This window comes from Amycolatopsis sp. lyj-90, assembly GCF_046549035.1.
In the GTDB taxonomy this organism is placed as follows: domain Bacteria; phylum Actinomycetota; class Actinomycetes; order Mycobacteriales; family Pseudonocardiaceae; genus Amycolatopsis.
Window position 1 is genome coordinate 465,467 of the sequence record NZ_JAJPWP010000006.1, and the last position, 17,753, is coordinate 483,219.

16 protein-coding genes are annotated in these 17,753 nt (G+C 71.4%); 8 read left to right on the top strand and 8 right to left on the bottom strand.

Annotated features, from left to right (window positions below):
* The first annotated feature begins 119 nt into the window (after window positions 1-119).
* The 4 genes from ACLJPX_RS25455 to ACLJPX_RS25470 are packed head-to-tail and all read left to right on the top strand — an operon-like array spanning window position 120 to window position 4,394.
* Window positions 120-1,211 (top strand): polyprenyl synthetase family protein, encoded by a 1,092-nt coding sequence (locus ACLJPX_RS25455; protein WP_410602290.1) that lies wholly within the window; start codon window positions 120-122, stop codon window positions 1,209-1,211.
* On the top strand, window positions 1,211-2,686 hold the full coding sequence (gene crtI / locus ACLJPX_RS25460; RefSeq protein WP_410602292.1) for a phytoene desaturase family protein: 1,476 nt from the start codon (window positions 1,211-1,213) through the stop codon (window positions 2,684-2,686). The genes ACLJPX_RS25455 and crtI overlap by 1 nt, the downstream gene beginning before the upstream one ends.
* A complete protein-coding gene (locus tag ACLJPX_RS25465; protein ID WP_410602294.1) occupies window positions 2,683-3,612 on the top strand; it encodes a phytoene/squalene synthase family protein in 930 nt (309 codons plus the stop codon). The genes crtI and ACLJPX_RS25465 overlap by 4 nt, the downstream gene beginning before the upstream one ends.
* Entirely contained in the window at window positions 3,609-4,394 is a 786-nt protein-coding gene (locus tag ACLJPX_RS25470) for an LLM class F420-dependent oxidoreductase (protein WP_410602296.1), read from the top strand. Before ACLJPX_RS25465 ends, ACLJPX_RS25470 begins: the two co-directional genes overlap by 4 nt.
* A gap of 84 nt (window positions 4,395-4,478) precedes the next feature.
* Here ACLJPX_RS25470 and ACLJPX_RS25475 read toward each other — a convergent pair whose 3' ends face one another.
* Window positions 4,479-5,027 (bottom strand): CGNR zinc finger domain-containing protein, encoded by a 549-nt coding sequence (locus ACLJPX_RS25475; protein WP_410602298.1) that lies wholly within the window; start codon window positions 5,025-5,027, stop codon window positions 4,479-4,481.
* A 22-nt stretch (window positions 5,028-5,049) separates the two neighbouring features.
* On the opposite strand from ACLJPX_RS25475, the gene ACLJPX_RS25480 reads away from it, so the two are divergent.
* Window positions 5,050-6,219 (top strand): MFS transporter, encoded by a 1,170-nt coding sequence (locus ACLJPX_RS25480; protein WP_410602300.1) that lies wholly within the window; start codon window positions 5,050-5,052, stop codon window positions 6,217-6,219.
* Here ACLJPX_RS25480 and ACLJPX_RS25485 read toward each other — a convergent pair.
* The gene (locus tag ACLJPX_RS25485) at window positions 6,188-6,556 is read right to left on the bottom strand and encodes an Rv2175c family DNA-binding protein (RefSeq protein ID WP_101606354.1); all 369 of its coding nucleotides are present in this window, start codon (window positions 6,554-6,556) and stop codon (window positions 6,188-6,190) included. The two genes, ACLJPX_RS25480 and ACLJPX_RS25485, sit on opposite strands and share 32 nt — an antisense overlap.
* A gap of 184 nt (window positions 6,557-6,740) precedes the next feature.
* Here ACLJPX_RS25485 and ACLJPX_RS25490 point away from each other — a divergent pair, with 184 nt between their 5' ends.
* Together ACLJPX_RS25490 and ACLJPX_RS25495 are read left to right on the top strand one after the other, a co-directional pair.
* Window positions 6,741-8,795, top strand: a complete 2,055-nt coding sequence (locus ACLJPX_RS25490) for a PASTA domain-containing protein (protein ID WP_410602303.1) — start codon at window positions 6,741-6,743, stop codon at window positions 8,793-8,795.
* A 118-nt stretch (window positions 8,796-8,913) separates the two neighbouring features.
* Window positions 8,914-9,696 (top strand): hypothetical protein, encoded by a 783-nt coding sequence (locus ACLJPX_RS25495; protein ID WP_101606352.1) that lies wholly within the window; start codon window positions 8,914-8,916, stop codon window positions 9,694-9,696.
* 21 nt (window positions 9,697-9,717) lie between these two features.
* Here the strand turns inward: ACLJPX_RS25495 and ACLJPX_RS25500 are convergent, their stop codons facing one another.
* Window positions 9,718-10,551 (bottom strand): NAD(P)H-binding protein, encoded by an 834-nt coding sequence (locus tag ACLJPX_RS25500; RefSeq protein ID WP_410602305.1) that lies wholly within the window; start codon window positions 10,549-10,551, stop codon window positions 9,718-9,720.
* 95 nt (window positions 10,552-10,646) lie between these two features.
* Between ACLJPX_RS25500 and ACLJPX_RS25505 the strand changes: the two genes are divergently transcribed.
* Window positions 10,647-11,396 (top strand): TetR/AcrR family transcriptional regulator, encoded by a 750-nt coding sequence (locus tag ACLJPX_RS25505; protein ID WP_410602307.1) that lies wholly within the window; start codon window positions 10,647-10,649, stop codon window positions 11,394-11,396.
* Between the two features lie 72 nt (window positions 11,397-11,468).
* Here ACLJPX_RS25505 and ACLJPX_RS25510 read toward each other — a convergent pair whose 3' ends face one another.
* From ACLJPX_RS25510 to murD, 5 genes are read right to left on the bottom strand one after another with little or no spacing between them, the layout of a single operon-like run.
* On the bottom strand, window positions 11,469-12,293 hold the full coding sequence (locus ACLJPX_RS25510) for a cell division protein FtsQ/DivIB (protein WP_410602309.1): 825 nt from the start codon (window positions 12,291-12,293) through the stop codon (window positions 11,469-11,471).
* Window positions 12,294-12,318: 25 nt separating this feature from the next.
* The gene (gene murC / locus ACLJPX_RS25515; protein WP_410602311.1) at window positions 12,319-13,743 is read right to left on the bottom strand and encodes a UDP-N-acetylmuramate--L-alanine ligase; all 1,425 of its coding nucleotides are present in this window, start codon (window positions 13,741-13,743) and stop codon (window positions 12,319-12,321) included.
* Entirely contained in the window at window positions 13,736-14,863 is a 1,128-nt protein-coding gene (gene murG, locus ACLJPX_RS25520) for an undecaprenyldiphospho-muramoylpentapeptide beta-N-acetylglucosaminyltransferase (protein WP_410602313.1), read from the bottom strand. Before murG ends, murC begins: the two co-directional genes overlap by 8 nt.
* A complete protein-coding gene (gene ftsW, locus ACLJPX_RS25525) occupies window positions 14,860-16,353 on the bottom strand; it encodes a putative lipid II flippase FtsW (RefSeq protein ID WP_410602315.1) in 1,494 nt (497 codons plus the stop codon). The genes murG and ftsW overlap by 4 nt, the downstream gene beginning before the upstream one ends.
* Window positions 16,340-17,743, bottom strand: coding sequence for a UDP-N-acetylmuramoyl-L-alanine--D-glutamate ligase (murD, locus tag ACLJPX_RS25530; protein WP_410602317.1), 1,404 nt, complete (start codon window positions 17,741-17,743; stop codon window positions 16,340-16,342). The genes ftsW and murD overlap by 14 nt, the downstream gene beginning before the upstream one ends.
* Between the last annotated feature and the right edge of the window lie 10 nt (window positions 17,744-17,753).

Genomic DNA, 17,753 nt, shown 5'->3' on the forward strand with positions numbered 1-17,753 from the left:
TCCATGCGCGTGCAACTACCGCAACTAGAGGACTAAAAGCGGGGAGGGGCGCGTCTGTTTCGCCACATTCCGCGGCACCCGACTGGGTCACGGCGGTGTCCTTCCCGGAGGATGTGCTCATGGACACGTCCGCCTACGACGCCGATCTGCCCGCCCACGTCGAGCGGGCGCTGGCCGGGTTCCTCGAGCGCGCCGGTGCCGAAATCCGCCGCACCGAACCGACCGTCGGGGCCGGGATCGACGCGCTGGCCGGATTCGTGCTGGGCGGCGGCAAACGCCTGCGCCCGACGTTCGCCTGGTGGGGCTGGCGCGGCGCGGGCGGCGATCCGGCGGGGCCGGACGTCGAAGGCGTGCTGCAGGCTGTCGCGAGCCTGGAGCTGATCCAGGCGTGCGCGCTGATCCACGACGACCTCATCGACTCCTCCGATTCGCGCCGCGGTGCGCCGACGGTGCACATCGCGGGCGCGAAACTGCACGCCGACAGCGGCTGGATGGGTTCGCCGAGCACGTTCGGGCTCGCGACCGCCGTCCTGGTCGGCGACCTCGCGCTGGCCTGGGCCGACGACATGTTCGGCGAGGCCCCGCTTCCGCCCGCCGCACTGGCCGCCGCGCGGCCCGCGTGGCGCGCGATGCGCACCGAGGTGCTCGCCGGGCAGTACCTCGACGTCCGCACGCAGGCCACCGGAGACGCCTCCCCCGAGGCCGCGCTGCACATCTGCAAGCTCAAGACGGCCGCGTACACCGTCATGCGCCCGCTTCACCTCGGTGCCGCGCTCGGCGGCGCCGACGACGCCCTGATCGCGACGCTGCGAGAGTTCGGTGACGAGGTCGGCGTGGCGTTCCAGTTGCGCGACGACCTCCTCGGCGTCTTCGGCGACCCGTCGGTCACCGGGAAGCCCGCGGGCGACGACCTGCGCGAGGGCAAGCGGACGCTGCTGGTCGCCCTGGGTCTCCAGCGGGCGGCCGAGCAGGGCAAGGACGCCGCGGCGCGGGTCATCTCCGACGCCATCGGCGACGCGCACCTGTCCGAAGACGCCGTCGAGAGCGTGCGCGAGGCACTGCAGGACGTCGGCGCCGTCGACGCGGTGGAACGCCGTATCGACGAGCTCACCGAGTCCGCGATGGCGGCGCTGGACCGCGCCCACCTGGCCGAGCCCGCTCCCGCCGCGCTGACCGGGCTGGTCGTCAAGGCGACCCAGCGGACGTACTGATGCGCACCGTCACCGGTCCGAGTGACCACGTGGTGGTGATCGGTGGCGGACTCGCCGGATTGTCGGCGACGCTGCACCTGCTCGGCGCCGGACGCCGGGTGACCCTGCTGGAGCAGGACAAGAGCCCCGGCGGACGAGCCGGGCAGGCGGATTTCGGCGGCAACACCGTCGACACCGGCGCCAGCGTGCTGACCATGCCGGAGCTGCTCGACGAGGCCTTCTCCGCGGTCGGCGAATCGCTGGCGGACAACCTGACACTGACCCGGCTCGACCCGGCCTACCGCGCGAGGTTCGCCGACGGCAGCACCATCGCCGTGCACACCGAAGCGGCGGCGATGGAGGCCGAGATCCGCGCGGCCGCCGGTCCGGCCGAAGCCGAGGGCTACCGTCGTCTGCGGCGCTGGCTGACCGAGTTGTACGCGGTCCAGAAGGACCATTTCATCGGCGCGAACTTCGATTCCCCGCTCGATCTCGTCCGCCCGGAGCTGGCGAAACTGGCCGCGCTGGGCGGTTTCGGACGGCTCGGCCCGAAGATCGGCGGATTCCTGCGCGACGACCGGGTGCGCCGCCTGTTCTCCTTCCAGGCGCTCTACGCGGGGCTCGACCCGGCCCGCGCGATCGGCGCGTACGGCGTCATCTCCTTCATGGACACCGTCGGCGGGGTCTACTACCCCTCGGGCGGGATGGGCGAGATCGCGCGGACGATGGCGAACGCGGCCGAACGGGCCGGCGCCGAAGTGCGTTTCGGCACCGAAGCCGCTTGGCTGGAACGGGTTTCCTCGCGGGTGCGCGCGGTGCGGACCCGCTCGGGCGAGCGGATCCCTTGCGACACCGTGGTTCTCGCGACCGAGCTGGGCACCGCGTACCGGCTGCTCGGCGCCCGCCCGCGTCGCCCGCTGCCGCTGCGGTACTCGCCGTCGGCCGTCGTCCTGCACGGGCACGCGCCGAAATCGTGGCCGGATTTGGGCCACCACACCATCTACTTCGGTCACGCGTGGGAAAAGACGTTCTCGGAGATCATCCGCGAGGGCAGACTGATGAGCGATCCGTCGCTGCTGGTGACCCGGCCGACCGCGACCGAACCGGGGCTCGCCCCCGGTGGCGACCAGGTGATCTCGGTGCTGGCCCCGGCGCCGAACCTGCGCCGCGGCAAGATCGACTGGGGCCGGGTCGGTCCCGCCTATCGCACGGAACTCCTGCGGACACTGGAAACCCGCGGCCTCACCGGCTTCGCGGACGACTTCGCCGTCGACGAGACGATCACCCCGGCGGGCTGGGCGGAACGCGGGCTCACCGCGGGCACCCCGTTCTCCCTCGCGCACACTTTCGCCCAGACCGGCCCGTTCCGGCCGGGAAACCTGGTGCGGGCGGCGGAAAACGTCGTACTGGCGGGCTGCGGGACCACGCCGGGCGTCGGCATCCCGCCGGTGGTGATCTCCGGCAGGCTCGCGGCGAGAAGGGTCACCGGCCGATGAACGAACTCGACGCCGCGGGCATCACCGAACCGGCGTTGCGGGCGGCGTACACCGAATGCCGCCGCATCAACGCGCACTACGGCCGCACGTTCTTCCTCGCGACCCGGCTGCTGCCGTCGCGGACGCGGCCGTTCGCGCACGCGCTGTACGGCTTCGCCCGGATGGCGGACGAGCTGGTCGACAATCCCGCGCCCGGCACCGATCCCGCGGTCGCGCTGGACGAGGTCGCCGTCCTGGTCGCACGGGTCTTCGACGGCGCCACACCCGGCGATCCGGTGCTGGCCGCGCTCGCCGACACCGTGCGGCGCCACGATCTGGACCGCGAACTGTTCGACGCCTTCCTGCGGTCGATGGCGATGGACCTCAAGATCACCGAGTACGCGACCTACGCCGACCTCAAGGAGTACGTCCACGGTTCGGCCGAGGTGATCGGCCTCCAGATGCTGCCGGTCTTCGGCACCGTCGTCCCGGTCGCGGAGGCGGCCGCCGGCGCGGCCGCACTGGGCGAGGCGTTCCAGCTGACCAACTTCCTGCGTGACGTCGGCGAGGACCTCGACCGGGGGAGGCTGTACCTGCCCACCGAGGAACTGGCCGCGTTCGGCGTCGACCGCGAACTGCTCGCATGGTCCCGCGCCCGCGGGCTGCCGGACCGGCGGGTGCGGCGCGCGCTCGCCGTGACGGTGGCGCGCAACCGGGCGGTGTACCGCCGCGCCGAAGCGGGAATCCCGTTGCTGCGCGAGGAATCCCGGGACTGTGTGCGGACCGCGCTCGTACTCTACGAAGGCATTCTCGACGAAATCGTGGCCCTCGGCTACGACGTGCTGAACACGCGCGCCGTCGTGCCCCGCCGTCGTCGCGCGGCCGTCGCCCTGCCGAGGTTACTGGCGAGCGCGTGGAGCAACTCCAGGCTTAAGGTGCGATCATGACCTCTGCTGCGAACAGGAAGATCCGGATCGGCGTGCAGCTGCAGCCGCAGCACGCCGAGTACAAGGCGATCCGCCGGGCGGCTTCGGAAGCCGAAGACCTCGGTGTGGACATCGTGTTCAACTGGGACCACTTCTATCCGCTGTACGGCGAGCCCGAGGGCCTGCACTACGAGTGCTGGACCATGCTGGGCGCCTGGGCGGAGTCCACGTCACGGGTCGAGATCGGCGCGCTGGTGACGTGCAACAGCTACCGCAATCCCGAGCTGCTGGCCGACATGGCCCGCACCGTCGACAACATCTCCGACGGGCGGCTGATCCTCGGCATCGGCTCCGGCTGGTTCGAGAAGGACTACGACGAGTACGGCTACGAGTTCGGCACCGCGGGCGGGCGGCTCGACAACCTCGCCGAGGCGCTCCCCCGGATCGAGAGCAGGCTCGGGAAGCTGAACCCGCAGCCGGTCCGCAAGATCCCGGTGCTGATCGGTGGCGGCGGCGAGAAGAAGACGCTGCGCCTGGTCGCGAAGCACGCCGACATCTGGCACGGCTTCGGCGACCCGGAGGTCGTCGAGCGCAAGGTCAGGATCCTCGACCAGCACTGCGCCGACGTCGGCCGGGACCCGAAGGAGATCGAGCGTTCGGTCGCCGTCGAGGGCGAGCCCGAGGAACTGGGTCCGAAGCTGCTGGAGCAGGGTGTCTCGCTGTTCACCGTGGCCACCGGCGGACCGGACTTCAACCTCGACAAGCTCCGGTCCTGGATCGCTTGGCGGGACAAGCAGGGCTGATTTCCCCGTCGCGCGCGCTATGAAAGGCCCGTTACTTGCAAATTTTGCAAGTAACGGGCCTTTCATAGCGTCCCGGCACCCCACTCACGACCGCGACCGACGGTGAGCCGCGACCCGCTCCCGGGTCGCGCACCGCGTCGAGCAGTACCGCCGCGGACTCCCCCCACCCAAGTGCGCGAAGGGCTTCCCACAGCCCGAAGCGGCACACAGCCCACCCGGCGCCGCCTGACGGTCCGCCAACAGGACCGCCAGCGCCAGCGCGGACGACGTCACCAGCCACGCGCCCCACGGGCCGTCGTCGTCGGCGTCCACATGCAGGTGCCAGCCGAAGCCGGAATCGTGGTCGGTCAGCCGGGGCGGGTGCGCGTAGCGGGCCAGCAGCCGGTTGAGCGTCCCAGCAGCCTCCGCGGCATCCCGCGCCGCGAAGACCTCACGCAGTTCCAGGGCCGCCTCGCGCAGCGAAGCCATATCCGAAGGTCCCAGCTCGACGGAAGTCTCGCCGTGCGCCTCCAGGACCGCCTGGACACCCGAAACCGTAGGCGCCCCGAGCAAGACCTCCAGCAGATCCACCGCACGCTGCGCCGCCGCCCGCGCGGACCGGCCGGGCAGGAAATCCCGCTGCGTCGAAGCCATACCCCATTGTAACGTCTTTCTCATGAGAGGCCGTTACAGACTCGCCGTCTATCTCGCCGGCGCGACGGTCGCCAGGACCGGCGACGAACTCTCAGGGCCGGCGTTGCTCCTGCTCGGCCTCAGTGTCGACGGCTCGGCGGCGACCGGATCCGCTCTGCTCGCGGGCCTGACGATTTCCGCGGCGGCGGGCGGGCCGCTGCTCGGCGCGCTGCTCGACCGCAGCACCCGGCCGGGGCGGCTGCTGGCATGGGCGCTGCTCGCCTACGCGGGCGGACTCGGCGCGGTGCTCGCGCTCGTCGAAGTCCCCGCGGCGATCGCGGTGGCCGTCGCGGCCGGGCTGCTCAATCCGGCGCTGGCCGGCGGCTGGACGGCGCAACTCCCCCACGTCCGCGGCGCGACCCCACTGGCCAGGGCGAGCACGCTCGACGCGATGACGTTCACCGCCGCGAGCCTCGCCGGGCCGGGGCTCGCCGGGCTCGTCGCCGCTTACGCCGGTGCCCCGGCAGCCGTGGCCGTCGCGATCACGCTGGTCGCGGTGGCCTTCCCCGCGGCCTGGTCGCTTCCCGCCGTCGAGGCGAAGCCCGCGAAACCGATCCGGCGACGGCTCGCCGACGGGTTCGCGGTCCTCTTCCACAACCGCGCGCTGCTCCGGGCCACCGCGACGTCGACGGTGTCCTTCGCCGGAATCGGGATCGCCGTCGTCTGCTATCCGCTGCTCGGCGCCCAGCGGCTGGGAAACCCGGGATTCGGCGCGCTCCTGCTCACCGTGCTGGCCGCCGCGTCACTGGTCGCGAACGCCGTGCTGGCCCGCAGGCCGCCGCCACCGGACCGCACCGTGCTCGTCACCACCGGTTTGCTGGGCGCGAGCTTCCTGCTCGCGGCGGCGGGCCACGACATGGTGACCCTGCTGGCCGCGGCCGTCCTCGCCGGACTCGCCGAAGGACCGCAACTTTCGGCGCTTTTCGCCATCCGGCATCGCGAGGCGCCCCCGGAGGTGCGGGCTCAGGTTTTCACGACGGCGGCGAGCGTGAAGATCACCGGACTCGCGGCGGGCGCCGCGGCCGCGGGGCCGTTGAGCGCACTCTCCGTAACCGCCGCACTGGGCTTCGCGGCGGGCTGTCAGCTGCTCGCCGCCGCGACGTATGTCCTGGTCAGAACGCCTAGAACGCCATCGCCTGCGCGCGCCGCTTGACCTCGGTGCCGTGGCTGGTGCGGAGCGCGTTGACCGGGGTGGCACCCGGCAGGGTCTCGTCTTCGGCGAAGAGCCAGCGCAGCATCTCCGTCCGGCTGAACCCGGAGTCCGCGAGCACGGTGATGGTGCCCGCCAGGCCCTTGACCACGCCGTCCTTCACCAGGAACGCGCCCGGCACGTACAGGTCGCCCTTGCGCCGGACGGCGATCAGGTGACCGTCGCGCAGCATCTGGCGGACCTTGTTGGCCGAAACGTTCAGCGCGGTCGCGACCTCCGGAATCGGGAGAACGGCCACATCTGCATCGAGAACGTCGTCGGCGACGGGAATACCACTCACAGGTGACACTGTGCCACATTCCGTCTCCGGCTCCGTTAGTACGCTTGGGTGACGGCCTGGACATAACGGAGAGTACTGGCACGATCACGCATACCGCCGATTCGACGAAATGACGGAAATCGTGATCCCCGGCGAGCCAGGTCCCGTACACCAGAACATGGGCACTTCCGTACGATCCATAGCCGTGACACGCACGGACCCCACTCTGGTGGGCACTCTGCTCGAGGGCCGCTACCGGGTGGACAAGCTGCTCGCACGCGGTGGGATGTCGTCGGTGTACCGCGGCGTCGACACCCGCTTGGACCGCCAGGTCGCCATCAAGATCATGGACCCGCGGTTCGCCGACGACCGGTCCTTCGTCGAGCGCTTCGAACGGGAAGCCCGTTCGGCGGCCCGGCTGCACCATCCCCACGTGGTCGCGGTGCACGACCAGGGCTTCGACACCCCCGGCGGGGAGGAGTCCGGCCGCGCGTTCCTGGTGATGGAACTCGTCGACGGCGGGACCCTGCGCGAACTGCTGGCCGAACGCGGCCCACTGGACATCGCGCTCGCGCTGAGCATCACCGAACCGGTGCTGTCCGCGCTGGCCGCGGCGCACGCCGCCGGACTGGTGCACCGCGACGTCAAACCGGAGAACGTGCTCATCGGCCGCGGCGGCACGGCGCTTTCGGGCGGCGTGGTCAAGGTGGGCGACTTCGGCCTGGTCCGCGCGATCGCGAGCGCGGGCACCACGAGTTCGAGCGTCATCCTCGGCACCGTCGCCTACGTCTCGCCCGAGCAGGTCGCCACCGGCGCGACCACCTCGAGCGGCGACGTCTACTCGGCCGGGATCCTGCTGTACGAGATGCTCACCGGACGCGCGCCGTACACCGGCGACACCGCGATCTCGGTGGCGTACCGGCACGTCAACGACGACGTCCCGCGCCCGAGCGAACTGCGCCCGGACCTCCCGCCGATGCTGGACGAGCTGATCCTGCGCGCCACCCGGCGCGACCCCGCGCAGCGCCCGCCCGACGCCGCGGCGTTCCTCGCCGAACTGAACCACCTGCGCACCGCCCTCGGCGTCCCGGCCGTCCCGGTTCCCGTGCCGCTGCCCGCGGACTCCGACCGGGAGACCGACGCCGAGCGCACCACCCCCGGCATCCCCGCCGTCCCCGCGGTGAACCCCGCCATGGCGACGACGGTGCTGACCCCGGTCGCCGAGGCGACCATGCCGGTCACCGGGCCGCGCGGAACGCAGGCGCTGCACCGGGAGCCGCAGTTCCCCGCCGCCCAGCCGCCCCGGACGCCTCCCCCGCGTCCCAAACCGCCCGCGGACGACGACGAACCGCAGTCGCGCAAACGCCTCTATCTGATGATCGCGGCCGCGGTGGTGATCCTCGGCGGCCTGATCGGCGCCTTCGCCTTCATCCTCAACGACTCCGGCCCGACCTCGTCGTCGGTGCCGAAGCTGGCCGGGATGAACCAGGCCGCCGCCGGTGACGCGCTCCGGTCGGCGAAGCTGACCCCGGCCTACACCGAGGAGTACAGCGACACCGCCGCGCAGCACACGGTGATCCGGTCCGACCCGGGAGCGGGCACGTCGCTCGCGCCGGGCGCCACGGTCAACGTCGTGCTGTCCAAAGGCCGCCCGATCGTGCCGGACATCCAGGCCGGGACGAGCCAGCAGGACGCTGAGACGGCGATCAAGGCCGCGCAGCTGACCCCGGTGCCGGGCGAGCAGGAGTACAGCGACGTCGCCAAGGGCAAGGTGATCCGCGTCGACCCGAGCGCCGGTTCCCAGCTGAACATCGGCGGGCAGGTCACGCTCATCCTGTCGAAGGGCCCCGAACCGCTGCCGCCGGTCCCGGACGTCACGGGCCAGGCCAAGGACGCCGCCTTCCAGATCCTGCAGCAGGCCGGTTTCCAGCCGTTCCAGGCGGGCGAGGAGTTCTCCGATCAGCTCGCCGCCGGCCAGGTGACCCGCACCGACCCCAAGGGCGGCGGCAAGGCGAGCAACCGCCGGATCGGCGTGTTCGTTTCGAATGCCGTCGAAGTACCCAACGTGACCTTCAAGCGGATGGAGGAGGCGGTCCAGATCCTGCGCCAGGCGGGGCTGGACGCCGACCGTGAGGGTCGAGGAAACGGCAACGGTCACGGCGGCGGAAACGGTGGTTTCGACTTCGTCCTGCAGCAGGATCCGCAGCCGGGCACCAAGGTGCCGAAGGGCACGAAAGTGCGGCTCAGGGGCTTCGGGTGACGCGAAAGGTGCGTTGAAACCGTTCAGTACCGGCATGGTCATCGGATACCGTGAACCGCATGGTGGTCATTGACTGCGTGAACGGCGTGTCAGCCAGGTTCGCCCCACCCGGTCCGCGATGAGCTTCTTCGCGGACGGTCCGCGCAGCCGTCCCTTGTTCCCGGTGCCGGAGCAGGAGCTCTTCGGCTACAACGGCCGCCCCTGGGTGGACTCGCCGCACGAGTACATCGTCCCGGCGATCCTGCCCTGGTCGATGCCGCTGGGCCGCGCCGAACGGACCATCGTGGCGCTGCGCGGCATCGAGGTGTGGCCGGAGGCGGTGACCTTCCAGCTGTCGGTGTACTCGCGGGATCTCCTGCTGGACGAACCCGGCGAGGGCCTGATCGACCACCGCCGGGTCCCGGACTACAACGCGCTGCTGGTCGGGGTGCTCTTCCCCGACGGACGCCGGGCCAGTTCGGAGACCATCTCCGTGCCGTCCGCCACCAAACCGGATCAGCCGGTGCTGCGTGCCCAAGGGCTGGGCGGTTCGGCGTTCCACGTCGACCACGAGATCTTCCTGTGGCCGCTGCCGCCCGCCGGCCCGCTGGAGTTCGTCGTCCAGTGGCTCGACCGCGACATCGAGGAGACGCGCACCTCGCTCGACGGCACCGCGATCCACGACGCCGCCAAGGAGGCGAGCGAGATCTGGCCCGGCCTGCCCGCCCGCGAGACGCACGGGCTACCGGTCCGCCGGGTCGGGGCGCAGGCGATGATCACCCCCACCTGGCCCCGCGAGTCGCAGGGCCCGCCCCCGCTGCCCCAGCCGAAACGGTCTGCCCCGCCACCCGTTCAGGCGACGACGGAGCAGCCGCGACGAGGCGCGCCACTGCCGACGCGCCTCCCCCGCCGGGCACGCTGAGGGCCCACCGCCCGCGTTTCGTCAGCGGAACGCTTCGACGTTCGCCACGGCCCACTCCGCATAGGAGACACCGGGCCGACCGGTGAGCTCCTGGACGACGCCGGTAGGCGTGTCGGGGTTCTCGGTGAAGTACGCGAAGCCGTCGAGCAGCCACTCCGCGATCTCCACCGGGATCCCGGCGGCCGCCCACTGCTGGTTCGCCTCGTCCCGGGTGAGCTCTTGGAAGACCACTTCTTCGCCGAGCGCGGCCGAAATGGCGGCGACCTGTTCGCGCTGGCTGATCGCCGTCGGCCCGCTCAGCGTGTGCTTCTTGCCGTCGTGCCCCTCGGTCAGGATGACGTGCGCCGCGACGGCGGCGATGTCCCCGAGGTCGATCGGCGTCATCCGCGCTTCGGCGTAGGCCTCGCGGACCACCCGCTCGGCCTTGATCGTCTCCGCCCAGCCGAGCGTGTTGTTCATGAACGCGCCCGGCCGCAGGAACGTCCAGTCGAACCCTCCCTCCCGGACGGCCTTCTCGACGATCGCGTAGGCCACGCCGCTCGAGCCCTCCGACGGGTCGTCGGCGTTGCTGCCCGACAGAGCCACCACCCGGCGCACCCCGGCCTCCTTCGCCAGCTTCACGAAGTCGTCCACCGTGTCCGCCAGCGGCGCCAGGTACACGGTGTCGATGCCCTTCAAGGCCTCGGGCAGAGTCTCCGGCTTGCCCAGGTAGCCCTTGGCGACCTCCACCTGTTCCGGCAGCGCCGCCTTCACCGGGTTGACGGTCAGCGCCCGTACCGGCGCCCCGGCCTTCACCAGTTCGTCGACCAGCAGCCTGCCGACGCTTCCGGTCGCACCGGTCACCAGGATCGTCACGATTCCCCACTCCTTTTCGTACGTCCTACGGTAATAGTTTAACCGTACCGCATACGAGAATGTAGAATCCAGCTTCACGGCCGAGTGGAGTGTGGATGGACGTCGAGCGCAGCCTCGATCTGTTGTGGCGTGACCGCGGCGACGCCCGGCAGCCGGCCAGGGGGCGGAAGCCGAAACTGACCCTCGACCAGGTGATCTCCACCGCCATCGCGCTCGCCGACGGCGCGGGCGAGGCGACCGTGTCGATGAGCCAGATCGCCAAGGAACTCGACGTCGGCACGATGACGCTCTACACCTACGTCCCCGGCAAGACCGAACTGCTCGACCTCATGGTGGACTCGGTGTTCGCCGGACGGGACCTCCCCGGCCCCGGCGAGCCACGGCCGGACGGCTGGCGTGAGCAGGTGCGGCTGTACGCGGAGCGCACCCTGGCCGTGTTCCGGGCGCATCCGTGGCTGCGCTCGACGTCGATGGTGCGGCCGGTGCTCGGACCCGGGCTGATGGCGGGTCAGGAGTACCTGATCGCGGCGGTGTCGGACATCGGGCTGCCGCCGCGCAAGGCCGCGGCCGCGGCGAACAGCATCGAGATCTACGTCCAGGCGAACGCGGCGCTGTCGGCCGAGACCGCCCAGGTCGAGCAGGAGACCGGGCAGTCGACCGACGCCTGGTGGGGGCAGCGGTCGGTGTTCTGGGAGAAGTACTTCGACGTCGAGCGGCATCCGGCGATGACACGGATGTGGGAAAGCGGCGGGTACGACTCCGAGACCTGCGAAGCCGCCGACGAAAGCTTCACGTTCGGCCTGGAGCGCATGCTGGACGGCATCGAAGCCCTGGTCACTCCCTGACCCACCCCGCGTTTCGTCCTCTGGTTGCGGTAGTTGGCAACGCGAACAACCGCAACTAGAGGACTAAACGCGTCAGGAGACGGTGGGCAGGTCCGGGGCCGAGACGTCGAAGACCTTCCCCTCGCGCGTGAGCAGCGCGGCGAGGACCTTCGCCTTGCGTTCGGTGTCGGCCGGGGTCCCCCACCGCACGGTCTTCCCGTCGGCCAGCGCGAACTCGACGCTGCCGGGAGTCTTCGCCGTCGCGGTGGTGACCTGCTTGAGCAACTGCAGCGGGATCACGCCGAGGACGCCGGTCACCGCGCGGGTCACCGGGTCGTCGGCCGAGACCGACGGCAGCTTGAGCTCGGGCAGCCCCGCGGGCCGTTCCTTGACCGTCTTGAACACCACTCCCCCGCCGTCGACGAGGTGCACCCCGTCGCCGCCGGGCCCGCTGTCGAAGAACGCGATCGCGGCACGTTCGGTCACGGTGATCTCGAGGGTGCTCGGCCAGGACCGGGAGACGTCGACGGTGGCGATACCGGGCATCTGCGCCACCCGGTCGCGGATCTCGTCGGTGTCCAGGCGCAGCATCGGCTTCTGGTCCGGCACCGCCGCCGTGCCGCGGATCTGGTCCGCGGGCACGGAACTCGCGCCGACGACGTCCACCTGCTGCACGCCCAGCATCGAGCTGAACCACAGCAGGTAGACGAGCGCGACGACGGTCAGCACCGAAAGCAGCGCGACCCAGCGCCGCCGGATCTCCCTGCGCTTGACCGGCCGGGTGGTGCGGCGGCGGTCCTGGACGGACCGCTTGCCGCGCCGGGCCTTCGCCCGGCGAGCCCGGTCGGCCCCGGTCCGGTCCCTGCTCGGACGCCGACCGGGTTCGGCCGGGCGGCGGCGTTCCCCGGTCTGTGTCATGGCTGCCCGCCGGCCGATGTCATCGCTAGCCCGCCCGCCGGTCCAGCTCGGCCAGGATCTCGGGGCCGAGCTGCGTGACGTCGCCGGCGCCCATGGTCACCAGCAGGTCGCCGGGTTTGACCAGGTCCGCCGCGAGCTTCGCCGCGACGTCGAACGCGGGCTGGTAGTGCACGGGGGTGCCGGAGATCTGGTCGGCGATGAGCGCGCCGCTCACCCCGGGTTCCGGTTTCTCGCGCGCGCCGAAGACGTCCAGCACGACGACCTCGTCGGCCAGCGACAGCGCGGCCGCGAACTCCTTCGAGAACGTCTTCGTGCGCGAGTACAGATGCGGCTGGAAGACCACGATGACCCGGCCCGTGCCCGCGGCCGTCCGCACCGCGCGCAGCTGCGCGTCGACCTCGGTCGGGTGGTGCGCGTAGTCGTCGTACACCCGGACGTCGCCCGAGCGGCCCTTGAACTCGAACCGCCGCCGGACGCCGCCGAACGCGGCGAGCCCTTCGGCCAGTCCCTCGACGGGCGCGCCCAGCTCGATCCCGGCCAGCAGGGCCGCGATCGCGTTCAGCGCCATGTGCTCGCCCGGCACCGCGACCCGGAGAGTGATCTCCTCGCCCTGCAAAGAGATCCGGACTACGCCACCGTCCGGTGCGGGCGCGAAGTCCAGGATCCGGGCGTCGTCCGCGCCGGTGACCGAACGCCCGTAGCGGCGGACGCGGATGCCCCGCGCCGAGGCCCGCGCACCCAGCGCGTCGGCCCCCTCGTCGTCACCGCAGACGATGAGCAGCCCGCCCGGCGCGATCCGGCCGAGGAAGTCGGTGAACACCGAGACGTACGCCTCGGCGGTGCCGTGGTGGTCCAGGTGGTCCGGCTCGACGTTGGTCACCACGGCGACCGACGGCGAGTAGGCCAGGAACGACCCGTCGCTCTCGTCGGCCTCGGCGACGAAGACGCCACCCTCGCCGTGGTGCGCGTTCGCGCCCGACTCGTTGAGGTCGCCGCCGATGGCGAACGAGGGGTCGAGATGGCAGTGCTGCAGCGCGACGGTCAGCATCGACGTCGTCGACGTCTTGCCGTGCGTCCCGGCGATGCACGCGACCCGGTGACCCTCCATCAGCCCGGCCAGCGCCTGCGCACGGTGCAGCACGGTGATGCCGCGTTCCCGCGCGGCCACCAGTTCCGGGTTGGTCTCCTTGATCGCGGTCGACATGATCACCGAGGACGGGCCTTCGGGGAACGCGTCGAGGTTCTCGGGAGCCTGGCCGACGGCGATCTCGGCGCCCTGGGCCCGCAGCGACAGGAACGCGCGCGACTCCTTGGCGTCGGAACCGGAGACCTGGGCACCGCGGGCCAGCAGGATGCGGGCGATGCCGCTCATCCCGGCGCCGCCGATCCCGATCAGGTGGGCACGCGTCAGCGTGTCGGGCAGCTCTTGATCAAACCCAGTGTCAGGCACCGGCGGCCTCCAGCACGATCTTGGCAAGGGTCTCGTCGGCTTCACGGTGGCCGAGGCCGACCGCGGCCGCACTCATCTTCGCGACCCTGTCGGCGTCGGTCACCAGGGGGATCACCAGCTCCGCGACCTTGGCGGGGCTGAGGTCGGCGTCGTCGAGCATCAGCCCGGCACCCGCGTCGACCGCGGGACGGGCGTTGCCCGCCTGTTCGCCGTTGCCGTAGGGCAGCGGGACGAACACCGCGGGCAGGCCGACCGCGGAGACCTCGGCGACGGTCATCGCGCCGGAGCGGCACAGCACCGCGTCGGCGGCGGCGTAGGCCAGGTCCATGCGCTCCAGGTACGGCACCGGGACGTAGGCGGGCCTTCCGGGGAACTCCTGGACGACCAGCGTGTTCTTCGGCCCGTGGGCGTGCAGGACGCCGACGCCGGCGTCCGCGAACTCCTTGGCCGCGCCGGAGACGGCGCCGTTGATCGACACCGCGCCCTGAGAGCCGCCGAAGACCAGCAGCGTGGGGGCGTCGGGGTCGAGCCCGAAGAATTCACGGGCCTCGGCGCGCAGCGCGGCCCGGTCGAGCGAGGTGATGGAGCGCCGCAGCGGGATGCCGATGACCTCGGCCTTCGCCAGCGGCGTCCCCGGGACGGCGACGGCGACGCGGACGGCGAACCGCGCGCCGACCTTGTTCGCCAGGCCCGGCTTCTCGTTGGCCTCGTGCACCACGATCGGCGTGCGCCCGCGCGCGGCGAGATACGCCGGGAGCGCGACGTAACCACCGAAGCCGACGACGACGTCCGCGCCGACCCGCTCCAGGATTTCCCGGGTGCGCTTGACCGAGTCGCGGACCTTCATCGGCATCTTCAGCAGCTCGGGAGTCGGCTTGCGCGGCATCGGCACCGGGGGGATCAGCTCGAGCGGGTAGCCGCGTGCCGGGACCAGCTTGTTCTCCAGCCCGCGCTCGGTCCCCAGCGCGATCACCTTCGCGTCGGGACGCAGGCGCATCACCGCGTCGGCGAGGGCGAGAGCGGGTTCGATGTGTCCTGCGGTGCCGCCGCCGGCGACCACGACCACCGGCGCCTTGCCCGCGACCTCGGCTGCGGCGTCGGCCCTAACGGGGTTGTTCACCTATGACCTCTCCGGTTTGCGGTACCCCGTTTCGCGGTACCGCGGTTCACTGCCGTTCGCGCGGCCGTCCGCCTGCCGGGTTCCCGCACCGAACGGCGCCGTTCCTGGGCGGGCGAAGGCCTCGCCGTCCTCGGCGCGGGCCTCGCCGCCTTGGCGGCGACGCTCCTGGCCGCGCTGCCCTTGCGCTTGGCGGGCGGGCGGTACGGCTCGGGCGCGGGAAGCCTCAGCAGGCGTCCGAATTTACCCGGCCCCTGCGAGCGCAGTGCGGCCACCGCCTCCGGTTCGTGCCGGGCGGCGTTGGCGAGGATCCCCATGATGAGCATGGTGATCACCAGCGAAGTTCCGCCGTAGGAGATCAACGGCAGCGTGACCCCGGTGACCGGCAGCAGGCCGACGACGTACCCGATGTTGATACCCGCCTGCGCGACCAGGAAAACGGTCAGTGTGCCGGCGACGATGCGGATCCACGGGTCGAGGTTCCGGGTGGCGATCCGCAGGCCGACGACGGCGACCCCGGCGAACAGCCCCAGCACCACCACGCAGCCGATGAAGCCGAGTTCCTCGCCGATCAGGGCGAAGATGAAGTCGTTCTGCACGTTCGGCAGGTAGCCCCAGTTGGACTGGCCCTGACCGAGGCCCTTGCCGAACATCCCGCCGTCGGCGAGCGCGAGTTTCGCCTGGTTGGCCTGGAAGCCGTCCGCGCTGGTGTCCGGGTCGCCGGAGACGAACGACATGACCCGCGCGAGCCGGTACGGCGCGATGATGGCCAGCACCAGGATCCCGGCGAGACCACCCGCGAGGATGACGCCGAACAGCCGTTTCGGCGCGCCCGCGAACCACAGCAGGGCCAGCAGCACCACCGCGAGGGTGATCGTGCCGCCGAGGTCGGGCTGCATCATGACCAGCGCGAACATCAGCAGCGCGATCGGCACGACCGGGACGAGCAGATGCCGCCACTGGTTGATGATGTTGTACTTGATCACCAGGATGTGCGCGCCCCAGAAGGCGAGCGCGACCTTGGCCGCCTCGACCGGCTGGAAGGCGAATCCGCCGAGCCGGAACCAGCCCTGCGAGCCGTTGACCTCGGACCCGAGCGGGGTCAGCACCAGCACGAGCAGCCCGAGGCAGACCACGGTCGCCGTCGCCGACAGCCGCCGGACGCGTTCCAGCGGGATCCGCAGCCCGACCCAGAACACCACCGCGCCGATCGCGACGAACATGATGTGCTTGCTGAACTGGGCGTACACGCCGGTGCCGGTCTTCGGGTTGTAGGACGCGACCGAGGACGCGGACAGCACCATCACGACGCCGATCACGGTCAGCACGCCGGTGAGCGCCAGCACCAGGTGGAACGAGGCGAGCGGCCGCGAAAGCCACGCCGTCAGCGCGGTGCGGAAGGCGACGAACGGGCTTTCCTTGCGCTCACGCCCGTCACGAGACTTGCGCTGCCGTGGGGCAGGCTGACCCTTTTTTTCCTCAACCGCCGTCACTGGTCTCCCCCGCACCGTCGCGCAGGACACGGACCGCGCTCGCGAACGCGTCGCCGCGTGCGCCGTAGCTCGAGTACATGTCCAACGACGCCGCGGCGGGGGCCAGCAGCACCACATCTCCAGGGCGCGCCAGGGCGCGGGCCGCCTTCACCGCCGCAGTCATGGTGTCATCGTCACCCGAAGGGAGGCTGTCGACCGGGACATCCGGCGCGTGTCGCGCAACAGCGGCGGCGATCACGGGTGAATCCACGCCGAACAGCACGACCCCGCGGAGCCTGCCGGCGATCGAGCCGACGAGCTCGTCCACGGAAGCGCCCTTGAGCTGGCCACCGGCGATCCAGACGACGTTCAGATGCGCGCGCAGTGATCCACTCGCCGCGTGCGGGTTGGTCGCCTTGGAGTCGTTGATGTACCGGACGCCGTCGATCTCGCCGATCTCCTCGGCGCGGTGCGGGGCGGGGCGGTACTCGCGCAGGCCCTTGGCGACGTCCTCGCCGCTGACGCCGTACGCGCGGGCCAGCGCGGCCGCGGCGAGCGCGTTGGAGACGTTGTGCGGTCCGGCGGGTCGGACGTCGGCCAGGGTGCCGAGTTCGTCGGCGCTGGTCGCCGGTTCGGCGACGAAAGCGCGGTCGACCAGCAGGTCTTCCACGATCCCGAGTTCGCCCGGCCGCGGGGTGTCCATGCCGAAGGCGACCCGGCGGGCGTCCGCGGGCGCGTGCTCGTCGGCGAGCCGGATGGACCACTCCTCGTGGAGGTTGTGCACCACGTTCCGGGAGTGGGTGTGGACCCGCCCCTTCGCGGCCGCGTACTCCTCCATCGAGCCGTGCCAGTCGAGGTGGTCCTCGGCCAGGTTCAGCACCACCGAGGCGAGCGGGGCCAGCGTGGACGACCAGTGCAGCTGGAAGCTCGACAGCTCCACGGCGAGCACCTCGTGCCCGGCGCGCACCGCGTCGAGTACCGCGAAGCCGACGTTCCCGCAGGCCACGGCGTCGACCCCGGCGGCACGCAGGATCGACTCCAGCATCCCGACCGTGGTGGTCTTGCCGTTGGTGCCGGTGATCGCGAGCCACACCGGCGGCTTGTCGCGCAGTTGCCCGACGCGCCACGCCAGCTCGACGTCGCCGATCACTTCGATCCCCGCCTCGGCCGCCGCCACCAGCAACGGCGACGTCGGCTTCCAGCCGGGGCTGGTCACGACCAGCTCGACACCTTCGGGCGGCTCCGTCAGGCCGGGCACCAGCTCGGCGCCGAGGCCTTCGAGCTCCGCCAGCCGTTCGGCGTTGCCGTCGGTGACGGTGATCCGCGCGCCCAGCTCCCGCAGGACGGGGACGATCGACTTGCCGGTGACCCCGGCGCCGGCGACGAGGACGTGGCGGCCATCAAGCGACACTGACGGCACC

Coding starts and splice junctions, on each gene's coding strand:
- ACLJPX_RS25455 (WP_410602290.1), top strand. CDS start 120: ATGGACACGTCCGCCTACGACGCCGATCTGCCCGCCCACGTCGAGCGG.
- crtI (WP_410602292.1), top strand. CDS start 1,211: ATGCGCACCGTCACCGGTCCGAGTGACCACGTGGTGGTGATCGGTGGC.
- ACLJPX_RS25465 (WP_410602294.1), top strand. CDS start 2,683: ATGAACGAACTCGACGCCGCGGGCATCACCGAACCGGCGTTGCGGGCG.
- ACLJPX_RS25470 (WP_410602296.1), top strand. CDS start 3,609: ATGACCTCTGCTGCGAACAGGAAGATCCGGATCGGCGTGCAGCTGCAG.
- ACLJPX_RS25475 (WP_410602298.1), bottom strand. CDS start 5,027: ATGGCTTCGACGCAGCGGGATTTCCTGCCCGGCCGGTCCGCGCGGGCG.
- ACLJPX_RS25480 (WP_410602300.1), top strand. CDS start 5,050: ATGAGAGGCCGTTACAGACTCGCCGTCTATCTCGCCGGCGCGACGGTC.
- ACLJPX_RS25495 (WP_101606352.1), top strand. CDS start 8,914: ATGAGCTTCTTCGCGGACGGTCCGCGCAGCCGTCCCTTGTTCCCGGTG.
- ACLJPX_RS25505 (WP_410602307.1), top strand. CDS start 10,647: ATGGACGTCGAGCGCAGCCTCGATCTGTTGTGGCGTGACCGCGGCGAC.
- ACLJPX_RS25510 (WP_410602309.1), bottom strand. CDS start 12,293: ATGACACAGACCGGGGAACGCCGCCGCCCGGCCGAACCCGGTCGGCGT.